The sequence below is a fragment of the Nocardia sp. GP40 genome, from assembly GCF_050434125.1.
GTDB classification, from domain to species: Bacteria; Actinomycetota; Actinomycetes; order Mycobacteriales; family Mycobacteriaceae; genus Nocardia; species Nocardia albiluteola.
This window is the reverse complement of record NZ_JBNPVW010000012.1, coordinates 22,264-38,816: the sequence shown is the minus strand read 5'-3', so window position 1 is coordinate 38,816 and position 16,553 is coordinate 22,264. Positions and strand designations below refer to the sequence as shown.

Genomic DNA, 16,553 nt, shown 5'->3' with positions numbered 1-16,553 from the left:
CGCAGCACCTCCCCACTCAATTTGATACACACCACTCTATGTGTACCATTTCCGGTGTACGGATGGTCCGCCGCCGAGTCGAGGTGACCGGTGCGACCACGATTTGGAGGTCTCATGCAACTGGCGCTCACCGACGACGAGCTCGCCTTCCGCGAGGAACTGCGCGCCTTCTTCCGCCGCGAAATCCCCGCCGACATCCGCAATGCCTACCGCCAGGGCCAGGAGATCGGCCGCGACGGATTCGTCACGACACAGCGGATCCTCAATGCCCACGGCTACGCCGTGCCGAACTGGCCGGTCGAGTGGGGCGGGCGGGACTGGACCCCGATTCAGCGCCACCTGTGGCACGACGAGATGCAGCTGGCCTCGGTGCCCGAGCCGCTGACCTTCAACGCCAACATGATCGGCCCGGTCATCGCGCACTTCGGGTCGCAGGAGCTCAAGGAACGCTTCCTGCCGGCCACCGCCAACCTCGACATCTGGTGGTGCCAGGGCTTTTCCGAGCCCGACGCCGGCTCGGACCTGGCCTCGCTGCGCACCACCGCGGTGCGCGACGGCGACTCCTACATCGTCAACGGCCAGAAGACCTGGACCACCCTGGCGCAGTACGCGGACTGGATGTTCTGCCTGGTCCGCACCGACCCGAACGCGCCGAAGAAGCAGGCCGGGATCTCGATGCTGCTGTTCCCGGTGGACACCCCCGGGGTGACGGTGCGCCCGATCAAGCTGATCGACGGCGGGTACGAGGTCAACGAGGTGTTCTTCGAGAACGTCCGCGTTCCGGCGGAAAACCTTGTCGGGCAGGAGAATCAGGGCTGGACCTACGCCAAGTTCCTGCTCGGCAACGAACGCACCGGCATCGCCGGGGTGGGCGCCACCAAGGTGCGGCTGTGGCTGGCCAAGGAATACGCGCGCGAGGCGGGACTGCTGAGCGACCCGCTGTACACCGCCCGCATCGCCGAGCTCGAAAACGAGCTGCTCGCACTGGAATTGGTGCAGCTGCGGGTCGCCGCCGGATCTTCCGACGGCAAACCGAATCCGGTGTCCTCGATCCTGAAGCTGCGCGGTACCGAACTGCAGCAGGCGGTCACCGAGCTACTCGTGGACATCGCGGGTCCGCAGGCCCTGCCGGTCGAGGGCGATACTCCGGACTGGGAGCGGCATTCCACCGCCACCTACCTGAACTATCGCAAGACCTCGATCTACGGCGGGTCCAACGAGGTGCAGCGCGGCATCATCTCCGGCACCATCCTCGGGCTGTAAGCCGCTACCACCCCCGACCCGCACACCCGAACCGGCTGAATGAAAGGGCCGTTCATGGATTTCGAACTCACCGATGAACAGCGCATGGTGCAGGACACCGTGCGCGATCTCCTCGCCCGCGGATACACCGCGGAGCGGCGCAACGCGGTCATCGCCACCGACCTCGGATACGACCCGGCCATCTGGCGCACCCTCGCCGAAATCGGCGTGCTGGGGCTCACTTTCGCCGAGGACGACGGCGGCATGGGCGCCGGACCGGTCGAGGCCATGCTGGTGGCCACCGAACTGGGCCGCCGGCTGGCGCCCGAGCCGGTGCTGACCGCCGCGCTGATTCCGGGCGGGCTGATCGCCGCGGCCGGAACCGAGCTGCAGCGCAAGGAGATTCTGCCGAAGGTCGCCGAGGGCGAGCTGCGGCTGGCCTTCGCCCACACCGAGCCGGGCCATCGATACCCCGCACCGGCCACCGCCACGACGGCCGTGCGCCGGGGCGATTCGTGGGAACTGAGCGGCCGCAAGCATCCGGTCGCCGCGGGCGACAGCGCGGATCTGCTGATCGTCAGCGCCGCTACCGAATCCGGCACCGGGCTGTTCCTGGTCGATCCGGCCGCTGCGGGCGTCACGCGTCGCCCGTACCGCGCTCACGACGGATCCCGCGGGGCGGATATCGAATTCGCGTCCGTGCCCGCGATTGCGCTGGGCGCGGTGGGCGATTCGGCGCCGGATGCGGCCGAGCACATCGACGCGGCCACCGTGCGCGCGCAGGCGCTGCTGTGCGCCGAGGCGGTCGGCGCGATGGAGGAGGCGCTGCGCCTCACCACCGAATATCTGAAGACGCGCAAGCAGTTCGGCGTGGCGCTGCGCACCTTCCAGACGCTGACCCAGCGCGCGGCCGACATGTACGTCTCGCTCGAGCTGGCCCGCAGCATGAGTTACTACGTGACCATGTCGCTGGCCGACGGCGCCGTCGATCCGATGATCGCCGCGCGCGCGAAGCTGCGCGTCGGGCGTTCGGGGCGGCACATCGGCCAGGAGGCGGTGCAGCTGCACGGCGGCATCGGCATGACCGCGGAGTATCCGGTCGGGCACTACCTGGCCCGCCTCACCGCGATCGAGCACACGCTGGGCGACTCCACCGATCACCTGCGCCGGCTGGCCGCCCACGTCGGCGACCATCAGCTGGCGGAGCTGTAGGGCCCGAATACGCAAGGGCCCCTCGGCATGACGTTCATGCCGAGGGGCCCTTTGCTGCGGCATAGATCGCCGTTCGGCGCGCGATCGGTGACAGTTGGAGCGCCGCCGGTTCGCCGCTACCCGCAGTGCTTGTTGTCGCCCGGGTGGTTGTTGATCCACATGTTGTCGGTACCGCCGATCAGCCCGCCCCAGTCGATGCACTGATGCTGCGCCTGCAGATAGACCGGGCCCGCGTACCAGGTGTACGGCTTCTGATCCTGCGCGAAATCGCGATGGTTCTTCGACAATTCCACGCCGGCGGCCATGTTGATCCGTCCGCCCTGCTGATCCCGGATCGTCACGACGCAATTCTTGTCGCCGTTGTAGGTGAGGTAGATGGTGCCGCCCCGCAGCGGGTGCGAGTCGATCACGTTGTAGCCGTTACCGCATTGATTGCCGTAGGCCGCCGCGGACGCGGTCGCCGGCACGAGAGCCGCTGTCGCGGCCACAATTCCGATCGCCCCCCGCGCACGCGGCCGCAATCCTTTTCACTTCGATCATGGAAAACTTCCTTCATCGGTTGTGGTTTCGTGCGAGCAGATCTTTACCACAACCACAAATGAAAGAAACCTCCCAGAAATGGGAACCATTGCGGCGCATCGCATTTCACGTGAATAGTTCAATTACGGTGAAAATAAAAGGTTACCCCGCAATTGAATTGTGTAAACATTGACCTGGTAGGTACCGTGATGGAATGCTCCACGCTCTGTTGTCGTTCGCCGCTGTCGCCGGTCTGCTCACCGTTGTTCCCGGACTCGATACCGCGCTCGTACTGCGCGCCGCGGTCGGACGAGATCGGCGCTACGCCTTCGCCACGGCGGTCGGGGTCGGCAGCGGCACCCTGATATGGGGAGTCGCCGCGGCCGCGGGCATTACGGTATTGCTCAGCGCGTCGGAGATGGCCTACACCGCGCTGCGGATCGTGGGCGCGATGTATCTGGTCTGGATGGGCCTGGGAATGGTACGCGGGGCACTGCGCAGGCGGGCCGCGGCGGTCGGGACCGAAGCCGTCGAGGTGTCCGGCGGTGTGGTCCGGGCCTGGGCGCGCGGCCTCGGCACGAATCTGCTCAATCCCAAGGTCGGCGTCTTCTATATGGCGATGCTGCCGCAGTTCATTCCGGCCGGGTCGTCCCATCTGCTCATGGGTACGGCGATGGCGACCGTGCACGACATCGAGGGTCTGATCTGGTTCACCGTCATCATCTGTGCGGCGGGTTTCGCCCGGACCTGGTTGAACCGGGACGGCGTGCGCCGGGCCATGGACGCGATCACCGGAACGGTGCTGGTGACCTTCGGCCTGGATCTCGCGTTCGGCCGCCGGTAGCGGCGGCCGAACGCGAGCGGTAATTCCCTAGGCGTTCACCGAATCCGGCCGCCGGACAAGACGACTCACGATCGGATATCCGGCGCACACCAGCGCCGTCCACACCACGCCCACGACGACGGCGGTGCGGCCGCTGTCGGTGAAGAACAGCAGCACCACCACCAGGCCCAGGAATCCCAGCGCCAGCACGCTGGACACCGGGGCGCCGGGCAGGCGGTAATCGCTGGCCGGGAGCTCGCCGCGGCGCACCTTGGCGCGATACACCATGTGGCACACCAGGATCATGCCCCAGACGACGATGATGCCGATCGTGCTGACCGAGGTGATGTAGTTGAACGCCTTGTCCGGGGAGATGACGTTCACGATCACGCCGATTACCATCGCCGCGGCCGAGACGATGATGCCCGTGTACGGCACCTGCCGGCGGCTCAGCGCGCCCAGCGCGGCCGGGGCCTCCCCGTGCAGCGCCAGGCTGCGCAGCATGCGCCCGGTGGAGTAGATCCCCGAATTGCAGGAGGACAGCGCGGCGGTCAGCAGCACGAAGTTGATGATCCCGGCCGCCCCGGGAATGCCGATCTGCTGGAACACCTCGACGAACGGGCTGGTTCCCGAGTGGAATTTGGTCCAGCTCACCACCGACATGATCACCAACAGCGCGCCGATGTAGAACAGTCCGATCCGCACCGGCAGCGTGTTGATCGCCTTGCGCAGCGTGGTACGCGGATCGCGGGCCTCACCGGCGGTCACGCCCACCAGTTCCACGCCGACATAGGCGAACACCACGATCTGCAACGCCAGCAGCGCCTGCCCGAACCCCTTGGGGAACACCCCGCCCTGATCCCACAGATTGCGCACCGACGGATTCGGCGCGTGCCCGAACCCGATGACGAGCACGCCGATGCCGATGACGATCATCGCGACGATCGCGGTCACCTTGATCGCGGAGAACCAGAACTCGCCCTCGCCGAACAGGCGCACCGAGATCAGATTCGCGGCGAACAGCACGCCGAGCACCACCAGGGCGGTGGCCCACTCCGGGACCGCGAACCAGTATTTGACGTACTTGCCGGCCACGGTGATCTCGGCCATGCAGGTGGACACCCACACCGCCCAGTACGTCCAGCCGGTGACGAAGCCGGCGAAGCGGCCGAGGAATTCGTGGGCGTACTCGGCGAAACTGCCCGAGACCGGGCGATAGGTCAGCAGCTCGCCCAGCGCCCGCATGATCACGAAGATCGCCACGCCCGCGGCCAGGTAGCACAGGATCAGCGCGGGCCCGGCCTGCTGTATGGCCCCGCCGGCGCCGTAGAACAGGCCGGTACCGATGGCCCCGCCGATCGCGATCATCTGAATCGTGCGGGGGCTGAGCCCTCGCTTGTAGCCCTCTTCCTCACCCGTGGGTTCGGTCGCCGGCGCGCTCGGCGCCCCGGCTCTGCGGTCCGTCGTCATGGCACGCACGGTACCGGGTGGGTCCGCCGGTCCGCCCGGCTACCGGAAAAATGGCCCGCCAATTAACGGCATGGTCTACATGGCCCGCCATACGGTGGCATGGTTCATAGTTTTCGTACTTGCATTCAAAACAGTTGTAGATTCACAATCCTTGTGTGTCCACAACGATTGCGGGGCTGAGCTCGCGCCGAAAGACCATCGTGCTGGTGACGTGCTGCCTGAGCCTGCTGATCTCGTCGATGGACGCCACGATCGTCAACGTCGCGATCCCGTCCATCCGGGCCGACCTGCACGCGCCGTTCTCGCGGCTGCAGTGGATCGTGGACATCTATACCCTCACCCTGGCCAGTCTGCTGATGCTGTCCGGGGCCACCGCGGACCGCTTCGGCCGCAAGCGGATATTCCGCATCGGCCTGTTGGTCTTCGCCGCCGGCTCACTGCTGTGCAGCCTCGCGCCCAGCATCGACGTGCTGATCGGGGCGCGGTTCGTGCAGGCGATCGGCGGATCGATGCTCAATCCGGTGGCGATGTCGATCATCACCACCGTCTTCACCGATCGGGTCGAACGCGCCCGCGCGGTCGGCATCTGGGGCGCGGTCACCGGCATCTCCACCGCACTCGGACCGATGGTCGGCGGCGTACTCATCGACGCGCTGGGCTGGCAGTCGGTGTTCTGGATCAACCTGCCGATCTGCGCGGCGGCCCTGGTTCTCACCACGATCTATGTGCCCGAATCCAAGTCGATCACCCGGCGCGGCATCGATCCGGCGGGCCAGGTGCTGGCGATCGCGGTGATGTTCAGCCTGGTCTTCGGGCTCATCGAGCACCGCCCCGCGATCTTCGTAATCACGGCGATCGCGCTGGCCGCGTTCTGCTACGTCGAGTCCCGGCATCGCTCGCCCTTCATCGATCTGCGCTTCTTCCGGAGCTTCCCGTTCGCCTCGGCGACCGTGATCGCGGTGTTCGCCTTCGCCTGCCTGGGCGCGTTCATGTTCAGCGCCTCGCTGTATCTGCAAGGGACGCGGCACTATTCGGCCACGCACACCGGGCTGCTGTATCTGCCGATGGCCGTCGCGATGCTCGTCTGCTCGCCGCTGTCGGGCCGGCTGGTCGGCCGCTACGGCACCCGGCCCTCGCTGCTGATCGCGGGCACCCTGATGACCGTGGCCACGGTCGCGCTGACCACCCTGAGCGCCGGCACGCCCATCGGGGCGGTGGCGGTGATGTTCGCGGTCTTCGGCATCGGCTTCGGCATGGTGAACGCGCCGATCACGACGGCGGCCGTGAGCGGCATGCCGCTGGATCGAGCGGGCGCCGCCTCGGCGGTGGCGTCCACGAGCCGTCAGGTCGGAGTGAGCATCGGTGTCGCGCTGTGCGGCATCATGTCCGGCGCGAGCCTATGGTGGGTGCTGGCGGGCCTGGCGGTGGGCGTGGTCGGGCTCGGAGCGGCGGCCAACACCGCGTGGGCCGAACGGTCCCGCACCGGGATCTCCCACCTGCTCGAACAGAAGGTTCCCACCCATGCCGGATGACGGACCCACACCGGATGAGGTGTGGCAGTTGCTACTTCACGTCGTGGGCACCCGCGACAAGTGGAAGCGGGCGGTCACCGAGCGCACGGGCCTGCCCTTCAGCCGGATCAAGATCCTGCGGACGCTGCGATCGGGCTCGATGACGGTCAAGGAGCTCGCCGCCGCGGCGGCCATGGATTCCCCCGCGGCGACGGTGACAGTGAACGATCTCGAGGAACGCGGGCTGGTGCTGCGCACGGTCGATCCGGGCAACCGGCGCTGCAAGGTGGTGTCGATCACCGATCACGGGCGCGAGGTCGTCGCGGAGGCGCTGGCGACGCACGAGCCCGCGCCGGAATCGCTGGGGGTGCTGACGGATTCGGAGCTGCTCGCACTCCGAGACCTGCTGCGCAAGATCGATCGCTGACACCCGGAGTCCCGGACCGGCCCGTACCGAATCCCCGGCCCTCCGTGCCGGCGAGAGGCTCGAGCGCACCCCGGCGGCGACGCACACGCCGCCGCCCCGGGACGCGAACCCGGGGCGACAGCTATCGGACTTGCCCGTGTTATCGTGCCGCTATTCCTTGCGGGACAATCGCTCTCGCCACCTCGAGCGTGAAGGTGGTGCGCTGCTGCCATTTTCCGCAACCGCCGCTCTCGCGCCCGCCACACTCGCCACGCCCGCCCCGATCAGGCTCTCGTCGGGATAGGCCTCCTCGTCGTGGGCCGCGATATCGCCGCTCTCCAGGGCCGCGTCGTCCATGCGCAGTTTCATGAACAGCGACAGGAACTTCAGCAGCACGAACGTCACGAAGGCATCCCACACGATCACCGTCGCCGCGGCCCCGGCCTGCCACAACAGCAGCTTCGGGTGGTGCCCGTAGAGCCAGCCGCCGTAGGACACGTCCTGCACGTCCTTGCCATTACCCAGGTACACAATGATTTTCGGGTCGGCCAGCACGCCGACGAGCAGGCCGCCCGCGAGTCCTGCGACGCCGTGGGTGTGGAAGACGCCCAGTGCGTCGTCGACCTTCTTGAACAATCTGGTGCGGCCCAGCTTGTTCCACGACAGCCACACCAGCGTCGCGGCGACGACGCCGATCACCATGGCGCCGAAGCTGTTCACGAAACCGGCCGCCGGGGTGATCGCGACCAGGCCGGTGATCATGCCGTTCACCGCGCCCAGGAAGGTCGGCTTGCGCTGCGGGCCCGCGAACAGATCCCAGATCACCCACGTCAGCAGCGCCACCGCGGTGCAGAGGTTGGTATTGATCACGGCCTCGGAGGCATTCGCGCCCGAGAAGTACATGTCGCCGCCGTTGAAGCCGTTCCAGCCCAGCCACAGGATGCCCGCACCGGCCGCGGCCATCGGCAGATTGTTGGGTACCGCGCGTTCGCGGTCGCGGGCCAGCCTGGGGCCGATCACCGCCGCCGCCACGAAGCCGGAAGTGCCTGCGGCCAAATGGATCACGTACCCGCCGGAGTAGTCCAGTGCACCCATCTGCGACCACCAGCCGCCACCCCACAACAGAAAGGCGTTGACGCCGTAGGCGAACGTCGCCCACAGCGGCACGAACAGCAGCCACACCCGGAAGTTGATCCGGCCGATCACGCTGCCCAGGAACAGCAGCGGGGTGATGCCCGCGAACACGAATTGGAAATAGGCCAGCGTGGTTTCGCTGAACCGGAACTTCGGCATCGTCCCGTCGAGCAGTGGGATCAGTGCCTGATTCTGGTTGTCGCTGCCCAGGATCGTGTGCGGGACGCCGACGGCCGCGCGCAGGATGCCCGGCCCGAGCTTCATGGGTTCACCGAACCCCATCTTGAACACCCACAGCACCCACACGACCAGCACCAGGGCAAACCCGGTGAAGGCCATGAGCATGGTGTTGACGGCCCACTTCTTCTGTACGAGACCGCCGTACAGGATGGCGATGCCGGGGATACTCATCAGTCCGACGAGGGTGGCCGCGACCAGCTGCCACGCGTTGTCGCCGGGGTTGAGCCAATCATGATACGGAGTCATGTTCGGCGCCCTCTCTGCCGACACTGGGGCAGGCTCGCGAGGGGCCGCCCGGGACCTTGCCGCGCTCGGATGCCGCACGTGGGCCGCGTCACAAGCGGTGAGCTAAAGTCTGGCCAGATCAGGTTTCGACCACGTTAGGCCGCGTTAACTCTGGATGTCTCCCGGCGTGGCGACGGAAATCCGCCAGCGGTACAAGATCATCCCCGACCGTTGTCCACAGGATACCTCGAGCTTCGATGGATGCCCGCCGGGCCCTGCGACCTCGCATTAGGGTGAGCTCATGGAGCCGTTGCAGCAGTACATCGCCGAGGAGATCGCGACCGACCACGCCGACGGCATACTCGACCGTCGCGAGGCCATGCGCCGCCTGGGCATGATGGGACTGGGGGCCGCCGCGGCCTCGGCGCTGCTGGCCGCGTGCTCGTCGTCGAACCGCGACACGAACCAGGCGCCTTCCTCGCCCGCCGCCGCGCCGACGACCACACCGCCCGGGCCGCCCGGCGCGGCGGGTGCGCTGCCCTCCTCCCCCATCACCTTCCCCGGCCCGCAGGGCCGCACGCTGCAGGCGGCCTGGGCGGCGGCGCCCTCGCCGCGCGGTGGCGTGCTGGTGATCCACGAGAACACCGGGCTCACCGACTTCATCCGCTCGGTCACCGGCCGCTTCGCCGGGATCGGGTACAGCGCCCTCGCGGTCGACCTGCTCTCCGAGGAGGGCGGTACCGCAACGTTTTCCGAGCCCGCGGCGGCCACCGCGGCGCTGGGCAAGATCCCCCAGGACCGCTTCGTCGCCGATCTGCAGGCGGGGGCGGCCGAGCTCGGGCGGCGAGTGCCGGGAAAGAAGCTGGGCGTCACCGGTTTCTGCTTCGGCGGCGGGCTCACCTGGATGGTGCTTACGGCGGGCACCCCGAATATCGCGGCCGCGACGCCGTTCTACGGGCCGTTTCCACAGGGCGGCGACCTGTCCGGGACCAAGGCCGCGATCCTGGCGATCTACGGCGGCCTCGACGCCAGGGTCGGCGCGACGCGCCCGGCCGCGGAGGCTGCGATGGCCAAGGCGGGGCTGACGCACGAGACGTACATCGCCCCGGGCGCGGACCACGCCTTCTTCAACGACACCGGGCCGCGCTACAACGCGGCCGATGCCGCGCAGGCCTGGCAGAAGGTGACCGCCTGGTACGGACAGCATCTCGGCTGACCGGTTCCGCCGATCGACCCGCCGGATGGGCCCTACTCGGTGGGAATCTCCAGTGCGGCAAGTACTTCCATGACGATACTGCTCGGCTCGGCGATGGCGTCCACGGAGATGCCCGGCTCGTCCGGGTCCAGCGGCTCGAACGTGGCCAGCTGCGAGTCGAGCATCTGCACCTTCATGAAATGGCTGCTGCGCGTGGTCATCCGGCGGACCAGCTCCTCGCGCGGGGCATCGAGTTCGACGAAGTACACCCCGGGCGCGGCAGCACGCAGTCGGTCCCGGTAGGACCGCTTGAGCGCGGAACAGCTCACCACCCCGCCGTGACCGGCCAGCCACGCGCCCACCGCATCCAGCCAGGGGATCCGGTCCGCATCGTCGAGCGGGTGACCGGTCGCCATCTTCGCGACATTGGCCGCCGGATGCAGGTCGTCGCCGTCCTCGTACTCCACACCCAGCGCCCGCGCCAGCCGCACCCCGACGGTCGACTTACCAGCACCGGACACACCCATGACGGCCACTGGTAGCCGATATTTAGCCATTCGGCGACCCTACCGGTACGCGCCGGGTCCATGCCCCACCACCCAGACGACCTCGCGCCGCTCGATTAGGCTCGAATCGTGGCGCAGGAGAAGACTCCGGAATGGTCGGCCGACGCGAGGTCGGGATTCGAACTGGGCACCGACGGACCCCGGGTGGTGCTGGCGGGTGTGGACGGCAGCGACGCGTCGTGGCGCGCGGCCGCGTACGCCGGCGGGCTGGCCCGCCGCCAGCACGCGCTGCTGGCGATCGTGTACGTGCAACCGTTCATGGCGATGCAGAGCGCCTACGGCGCCGACGTACAGGGCGTGACCGCCGAGATGGCCGACGACATCGCCCGCACCATCGCCGAACACGCCGAGCGGGTCAAGGACGTGTACACCACGCGGTGGAAGTTCCTGACCCGCCGCGGCGACGCCTACACCGGCCTGGCCGCGGCCGCCGACGAGCTCAAGGCCGACGCGGTCATCGTCGGCGCCTCGGAGAAGGCCGGGCACCGGCTCGTCGGATCGGTCGCGGTGCGGCTGGTGAAGGCTGGTCGCTGGCCGGTAACCGTGGTGCCGTGACCACCTGGCGAATCAGATTCGGGTGAGCTCGTAGAGGCGAAAGGGCCGGTCGGGGGCCAGGCGCTGTTCCATCGCATAGCCGGGCCACGCGGCGAGCGCCCGATTCCAGGCGCGGTACCGGTCGGGACCGGACAACCGCCGCACCTTGACCTCGAAACGCTCTCCGCGGGTGTGGATTTCGGCGAATTCGGCGGCATTCAGGTTGGCCGACCAGGACGGGTGCTGCGGGCGTCCCCAATTCGAACCGACCAGCAGCAGCGCGTCCGGCCCATCGGGCACATACAGTAGCGAAACCGTCCGGGGCACACCGGTTTTCCGGCCCGGGACGGTCAGCTGCATAGACGGCAGGCCCGCCAGGTCCAGCACTCCGTGGCGGCCCCGGGTGACGCGCCGGACCAGGCGTTCCAGGGCCAGGATCGCGGGCGCGGCCCGCATCACCAGCGGGCGACGCCCGATCGCACGACCGAGGGCGGGAAGTGGACTCTTGGGCACCCGCACAACGGTAGTCGCTGCCGATGTCGCGCCTGTCGCCGACACGTTACCGGGCCCGGGAATTCAGGCGACGGTGAACTCCGCGGAGGTGGCGGTGAAACGGGTCAGCGTGCCGGCGGCGTCGCGGATGTCGCCGGTGTAGCGGATTCGGTAGCGGCCCGGGCGGGCGTTGGCGGGGATGGTCCATTGGATGCGGACGATCGAGGCGGCAGGCTGAGCGTCGGGGCGGCGCCAGTGCAGTTCGGTGCACCAGTCGTTGTCGTCGTGGATTCGCTGCCAGTCGGTTCCGCCGGCGCGCTGGATCTCGAAATAGGTTCCGCCGGTGTGGAAGTCGTTGGTCGGGTAGGCGCCGCAGAACTCCGCGGCGACGGTGCGCCCGGGGACGGAGTCGCCGGGCTGGGTCAGCACGTCGCCGAAGGCATGGCCGGCCACGGGGGCGTCCGGCGGTGCCGCGGGCAGGAAGTTCGGCTGCGGGCCGGAGGCCCAGTCCAGCGGTGCGGGGCCGCGGCCGAGGTCGGTGCGGGCGGCCAGCGCCCGTGCCAGCCGGTCGAATTCCTGCATGTACGCAGGCAGGGTGTAGCGGCCGAACTGAGTTTCCCCGCCCTCGTACTGCTGCGAAACGTACTCCTCCGGCGTGGTCACGTACTGGCTGTAACCGTTGGCGTAGCCCTGCATCAGCACGTTCTCCAGCGGCACCCCCAGCGCGTGGGCGACCAGGCGGCGGATCCGGTAGCCCGCGGTGATGGTGTATTCCGCGGGGCCGCAAGCCAATACGAGATCGCCGATGCGCATGATCTGAATCATCAGCACCTGCGGATTCCACGGTCGCGGCGGCATGACGCCGAGCGGCAGGATGATCAGCTTGGGCGCCTGCATATCCCGAATCCACTGCTCGACAGCTGAATTCACCCCACCCAGCGCCGCCACGACCGGATTCGAATCCCCCTCGTGCAGGAACCACACCTGCGAGTTGAAGTTGTCCTCCTCGCTGGTGGCGACCGCGGCGGCGCCCATCATCGCCGGGGTGGTGCGCCCGGGTTTGCCGTCGGGAGTGTACGAGCCGTCGACCGCGACATCGGCCATGTTCACGTAGTGCGACACCGCATCCACGCCGCCCTTGGTCATCGGCCGCGCTGCCGCGAAGGCCTTGCGCCCGGCCTGATACTGGCGCTCGCCGATGATCGAGCAATTGAGCCGCTGGTCCGTGGTCGGCCCGGACGGATGCATCTTCGTGCAGTTCAGATTCGGCGTCATATCACCCGCATTGGTCTGCGGGAAGGCCGCGAGGAAGCCGGGCTGCCCGTCCTGATGACGCATGCCCATCTCGTCGTGCTCCCAGCGATAGCTGGCGTAGCCCTTGTTGTCCACCGAGATCAGGGTGTTGCGGTCGGTCAGCGAGGTGCCGTGGGTGGCGAACCAGGTGATCGCGCCGACGTCCCGCCCACCCTGACGCAGCCGCAGCACCGTGACCTGGGGGTCGATCGCGTGCGGAAACAGCGCCTTCTCCTCGGCCGGGTTCAGCGCGAAGGCCTGGATGGAACGATTGGCGCTGGCGTCGTGCAGTTCGCCGTGCCCCAGCAGGATGGTCCCGGGAGCCAGGCGGGCGTGGGCCTGGGCGATCGCGGAGACGATGCCGTTCACCTCGGCCTCGAAGGAGTTCTGCTGCCACCCGTACGCGGCGGCGGAGTACGCGTATTCGCGGGCGGTGCCGCCACAGGAGTTGTGGTTGTGGGTGGCGTTGAGGTTGACGTTGCGTTCGGTGTACAGCTCCCCGAAGCGCGCGGCCAGCCGCCGCAGCACCTCGAGCTGCACCGACTGGAACAGGCACGCGTTGTCGGTGTTGACGAAGGCGATGCGGCCGCCGGTGGCCCGGTCGACCACGATGTACGCCCGGGACCAGCAGCGCATCAGCAGGCCGGTGGTCACCTGGTCGGTCTCGGAGTAACCCATCATGCCCTGACCCGCGGGGGCGCCGGTGATATCGCCGATGCCGCAGCCGATCAGATAGTCCTGGCCGTCGGCGTCGCGGTGGAGGGGCTGGGCCGCAGCGGGATTCGTTCCGGCTACCCCGGCGGTCAGCGCCGCGGCCGCGATGCCCGTCAGTACCGATCGACGCGAAACCGTCAACGCCGCGCTCCTTCGTTCGTGTGGCAGGGCGGCGCCGCCCCTGTGGGCGCTCGCTGTGTCCTGCGTCATGCTGTAGACCTGTTCGGCGCAGCGTACTGGTCAAGTGACCAGTACGCCAGCCCGCGGGTCCATCATCGGCGGCGGCAGGGCTGTTCACCAGCGGACACACCCGGAAATCTGCTACGGGAACGGCGATGGCGCACACAGCAAAACGAGGGGTATCAGATGTTTCCTGACAGGATCCCGGCCCAGGCGGCCAGTCCAGCGCTGGCGCTACCGGTGGCGCAGAGGGCAGACAGTTCGCAGCCAGGCCGAACCCGCACCGCACGCGTGGTCCGGGCGCATGCGGCCGGGCGCGCTCAGCGGACGTCCGCACCGAATGGCAGATCCTCGACAGAGCCGCCGACATGCAGGGTGAAGACGCCGGGTTCGACCTCCCAACCCTCGCCGGTCCAATGCTCGAACGCCCGCTGCGGCAGCGCGATCTCCACTCGCCGTGATGCGCCGGGTTCGAGGGTGAGCGTGGCGAATGCGGCCAGCCAGCGCACCGGCCGGTCGATGGCGCTGTCCGCGCGCGACAGGTAGGCCTGCACGACGTGCTTGCCCGCCCGCTCGCCGACGTTCCTGACGGTCAGCGACGCGACGCGGCCGGTGACCGTCAGGTCGCTCAATTCCCACTCCGTGTAGCCGAGTCCATGCCCGAACGGGTATGCGGGCCGCACGCCCGCACGCAGCCACGCGCGGTAGCCGATGTGCACGCCCTCCTCGTAGACCAGCGCGCCGTCCTCATCCGGAGTGGTGCGCAGCACCGGGACGTCCTCCATCCGGACGGGCCAGGTGGTCGGCAGGCGGCCGCCGGGTTCGCGCACGCCGGTCAGCACATCGGCGAGCGCGGCCCCGAACTCCTGCCCGGGGAACCAGGACAGCAGCACCGCGGCCACGTCGTCGCGCCACGGCATCTCCACGGGCGCACCGGAATTCACCACCACGACGGTTAGCGGGTTCACCGCCGCGACGGCCGCGACGAGTTCGTCCTGGCGTCCTGGCAGCCGCAATGTGGTCCGATCGATGCCCTCGCTCTCGATCTGTTCGGTGGTGCCCACGACAACCACCGCGACGTCGCTGGTGCGCGCGGCCTCCACCGCCGCCGCGAACTCCTCCGCCGCCGGGCGGCGCGGGCGCATCGCACCGAAAGTCACGCCCAGGAATACGCCCAGGCCCGGCAGCGGCGTCAGATTCCCGATGGTGATGCGGATGTCGACCTCCTGCCCGGCGGACAGGGTCCTGAGCACCGTGCGCTGCGGTGGATCCAGCAGTGCGGCAACGGGATCGCCGCCGGTCATGACCAGCTCGCCGGAATCGGCCAGGTCGCCGTCGATTTCGAGCCGGACCCGTCCCATCGCGCCGACGCCGATGCGCCAATCCCCCGCCACGTCGGCGCGCAGACGGGTCCTCAGCTCGATCTCGGTGGCCTCCGCCGCCGCGGGGTCGCCGAACAGCACGAGGTTGCCCGCCGCACGATGCTGAGTGTCGATCACGGTGTCGCCGTTCAGATATCGCAGTGACAGACCCGGGGTGCCCGTCTCGGGATCGGTGATCAGCTCGAGCGGCACCGGGGTAAGCGCGTCCGACAACCGGACGCCCGGGGTGTGCACCACCGGCAGCACGGCGCTCAGCCCCTCCAACGGTGAGGTGGTGTGAGCGGGGATGACGGTCGCGCTACCGCCACCCATGAATCGCGGTTCGGCCGCCCCCGGGCCGAGCAGCGCGATCGTAGGCCCCGATCTCCCGGCGGACGATGCCGAATCCCTCTCGCCCGGTGCGGCATTCCCGATGTCCAGCGGCAGGACGCCCTCGTTGCGCACCAGCACCATCGCGTCGGCGGCCGCGCGGCGCACGAGCTCTCGCGCCCGCTCGTCGTCGAATTCGGGCACGGCACGCGGTGTTCCGTCCAGGGCGCCCACTCGCATGGCGAAACGCAGTATGCGCCTGACCTTCTCGTCGATCGCGGATTCGGGCACCCGGCCCGAACGCACGGCCTGCTCGAGTGGCTCGCCCCACAGCATCGGCGGTCCCGGCATGCACAGATCGGTGCCCGCGGCCGCGCCCTCGGTGGACCGCACCGCGGTCCAGTCCGACACCACGACGCCGTCGAAACCCCAACTGCCCTTGAGCGGTTCGGCCAGTAGCGGATTCTCCGTCATGGTGACACCGTCGACCGAGTTGTAGGCCGCCATCACCATCCAGGCCCCGGCGGCCACGCTGCGCTCGAACGGGTACAGGTACAGCTCGCGCAGCGTGCGATCGTCCGCGCGCACGTTCACGGTGAAGCGGTCGGTCTCCGAATCGTTGGCCACGTAGTGCTTCGGGCAGGCCGAGACCCCGTGCGCCTGCACGGCGCGCACGTAGGCCTCGGCGATCTCCGCGGTCAGCATCGGATCCTCGGAGAAGCATTCGAAATGCCTTCCGCCCAGCGGGGATCGATGCAAATTGACCGTCGGCCCGAGCACCGCGTACACGTTCTTGCGCCGGGCCTGCGCCGCGATCAGCGCGCCGATCTCGCCGAGCAGCTCACGATCCCAGGTCGCCGCCAGGGCCGTGCCCGAGGGCAGGCTCACCGACGGGTCGCGTTCGTCCCACAGCTCGCCGCGCACGCCCGACGGCCCGTCCGAGACCGGCATATCGGCGAGCCCGATGGCCGGATCGCCCGCCAACCGGAACATGCTCGCGCCGGAGATCAGCCGCACCTTTCCCGCCAGATCCAGCTTCGCCAGCAACTCCTCGATCCGGTCGTTCATGCACACGGCCCCGTTCGTCTCGACTGCGAAAGAATCGC

14 protein-coding genes are annotated in these 16,553 nt (G+C 68.5%); 7 read left to right on the top strand and 7 right to left on the bottom strand.

The genetic code is table 11. From position 1 onward, the window contains the following. Positions 1-114: 114 nt before the first annotated feature. Both ABH933_RS31120 and ABH933_RS31115 read left to right on the top strand, forming a co-directional pair. The gene (locus ABH933_RS31120) at positions 115-1,263 is read left to right on the top strand and encodes an acyl-CoA dehydrogenase family protein (RefSeq protein ID WP_215919530.1); all 1,149 of its coding nucleotides are present in this window, start codon (positions 115-117) and stop codon (positions 1,261-1,263) included. 54 nt (positions 1,264-1,317) lie between these two features. Then, positions 1,318-2,454: an acyl-CoA dehydrogenase family protein gene (locus ABH933_RS31115; RefSeq protein WP_429423277.1), complete on the top strand. Its 1,137-nt coding sequence runs from the start codon at positions 1,318-1,320 to the stop codon at positions 2,452-2,454. Positions 2,455-2,570: 116 nt separating this feature from the next. Here ABH933_RS31115 and ABH933_RS31110 read toward each other — a convergent pair whose 3' ends face one another. Continuing rightward, the gene (locus tag ABH933_RS31110) at positions 2,571-2,921 is read right to left on the bottom strand and encodes a hypothetical protein (protein WP_429423276.1); all 351 of its coding nucleotides are present in this window, start codon (positions 2,919-2,921) and stop codon (positions 2,571-2,573) included. Between the two features lie 266 nt (positions 2,922-3,187). Between ABH933_RS31110 and ABH933_RS31105 the strand changes: the two genes are divergently transcribed. Beyond that, positions 3,188-3,817 (top strand): LysE family translocator, encoded by a 630-nt coding sequence (locus ABH933_RS31105; RefSeq protein WP_429423275.1) that lies wholly within the window; start codon positions 3,188-3,190, stop codon positions 3,815-3,817. A 27-nt stretch (positions 3,818-3,844) separates the two neighbouring features. On the opposite strand, the gene ABH933_RS31100 is transcribed toward ABH933_RS31105, so the two are convergent. Continuing rightward, the gene (locus tag ABH933_RS31100; protein WP_429423274.1) at positions 3,845-5,266 is read right to left on the bottom strand and encodes an amino acid permease; all 1,422 of its coding nucleotides are present in this window, start codon (positions 5,264-5,266) and stop codon (positions 3,845-3,847) included. A 155-nt stretch (positions 5,267-5,421) separates the two neighbouring features. On the opposite strand from ABH933_RS31100, the gene ABH933_RS31095 reads away from it, so the two are divergent. Together ABH933_RS31095 and ABH933_RS31090 are read left to right on the top strand one after the other, a co-directional pair. Then, positions 5,422-6,798 (top strand): MFS transporter, encoded by a 1,377-nt coding sequence (locus ABH933_RS31095; protein ID WP_429423273.1) that lies wholly within the window; start codon positions 5,422-5,424, stop codon positions 6,796-6,798. Beyond that, entirely contained in the window at positions 6,788-7,204 is a 417-nt protein-coding gene (locus ABH933_RS31090; RefSeq protein ID WP_429423271.1) for a MarR family winged helix-turn-helix transcriptional regulator, read from the top strand. Before ABH933_RS31095 ends, ABH933_RS31090 begins: the two co-directional genes overlap by 11 nt. A gap of 150 nt (positions 7,205-7,354) precedes the next feature. Here ABH933_RS31090 and ABH933_RS31085 read toward each other — a convergent pair whose 3' ends face one another. Next, complete coding sequence (locus tag ABH933_RS31085; RefSeq protein WP_429423270.1) at positions 7,355-8,803, bottom strand: ammonium transporter; 1,449 nt, start codon at positions 8,801-8,803, stop codon at positions 7,355-7,357. 280 nt (positions 8,804-9,083) lie between these two features. On the opposite strand from ABH933_RS31085, the gene ABH933_RS31080 reads away from it, so the two are divergent. Further along, positions 9,084-9,998: a dienelactone hydrolase family protein gene (locus ABH933_RS31080; RefSeq protein ID WP_429423269.1), complete on the top strand. Its 915-nt coding sequence runs from the start codon at positions 9,084-9,086 to the stop codon at positions 9,996-9,998. Positions 9,999-10,030: 32 nt separating this feature from the next. Here the strand turns inward: ABH933_RS31080 and ABH933_RS31075 are convergent, their stop codons facing one another. Then, positions 10,031-10,534, bottom strand: coding sequence for a gluconokinase (locus ABH933_RS31075; RefSeq protein WP_429423268.1), 504 nt, complete (start codon positions 10,532-10,534; stop codon positions 10,031-10,033). 78 nt (positions 10,535-10,612) lie between these two features. Here ABH933_RS31075 and ABH933_RS31070 point away from each other — a divergent pair, with 78 nt between their 5' ends. After that, the gene (locus ABH933_RS31070) at positions 10,613-11,098 is read left to right on the top strand and encodes a universal stress protein (protein WP_429423267.1); all 486 of its coding nucleotides are present in this window, start codon (positions 10,613-10,615) and stop codon (positions 11,096-11,098) included. Positions 11,099-11,110: 12 nt separating this feature from the next. On the opposite strand, the gene ABH933_RS31065 is transcribed toward ABH933_RS31070, so the two are convergent. The 3 genes from ABH933_RS31065 to ABH933_RS31055 form a co-directional block, all read right to left on the bottom strand. Further along, entirely contained in the window at positions 11,111-11,590 is a 480-nt protein-coding gene (locus ABH933_RS31065; RefSeq protein ID WP_429423266.1) for a nitroreductase family deazaflavin-dependent oxidoreductase, read from the bottom strand. Positions 11,591-11,653: 63 nt separating this feature from the next. After that, positions 11,654-13,717, bottom strand: a complete 2,064-nt coding sequence (locus tag ABH933_RS31060; RefSeq protein ID WP_429423265.1) for a neutral/alkaline ceramidase — start codon at positions 13,715-13,717, stop codon at positions 11,654-11,656. Positions 13,718-14,076: 359 nt separating this feature from the next. Further along, positions 14,077-16,515, bottom strand: a complete 2,439-nt coding sequence (locus ABH933_RS31055; protein WP_429423264.1) for a beta-glucosidase — start codon at positions 16,513-16,515, stop codon at positions 14,077-14,079. Between the last annotated feature and the right edge of the window lie 38 nt (positions 16,516-16,553).